The organism is Rhodobacter sp. P2_H5 (assembly GCF_056403335.1).
Map to the genome: position 1 here is coordinate 1 of NZ_JBFUFS010000134.1, position 598 is coordinate 598.

Here is a 598-nt window from a genome sequence, read left to right on the forward strand (position 1 = left end):
TCCCAGTGTGGCGCGCGTGCAAAGCCAGATCGTGATGGACCAGCCCAAGATCGATACCGGCATGCCGATCCAGGCGCTTCGCAGTCACGGCTGATCAGCCCCGTGCGGAAATCTTCGCCCGCGCCGCCGCGACCGCCTCGCGCAACGCGGATGAATCCTTGCCGAGGTCCTGCGCGCAATAGGCGTTCAGGAATTGACGGCCCGCGAAGAGGCTCTTGTCGGTCTGGCTGAGCTTCGCTTCATCACAGACAGGGTCCCACGCGTCCGCGATCCCGGTGATCTGCTGCAGGATGATCTGCGTCGCCTTGTTTTCGTCCAGCAGGAAGGTCGGCGCGGCGGCCAGGCAACTGGCCAGCGTGCTTCTCCGGTTGTCACCGCTGATCAGCATCGCCTGAGTGGCCTCGGAGCCGGTTCGGCCTTGCGGGCAAATGTCATAGGCGGGGGTCAGCGACAGCGTCTTGCCGTCCCAGAAGGCGGCGTGGTTGCGGGCATGGTCGTCGGTGTTGCCGCACAGGATGTTGAAGCAGATTCGCCCGAAAAGCTCGTGCAGGGTGTCTTTCGGCGCGGTGAACCTGTGCCGGATGACCTCGGCCAAGTC

Annotated in this window: 1 protein-coding gene; it reads right to left on the bottom strand. The window is 64.4% G+C overall.

All coding sequences use genetic code 11. The features are described from left to right. Positions 1-94: 94 nt before the first annotated feature. Positions 95-598, bottom strand: a 504-nt coding sequence (locus tag AC1DVR_RS23945) for a HipA domain-containing protein (RefSeq protein WP_478003115.1), incomplete at its 5' end; no start/stop codon positions are given.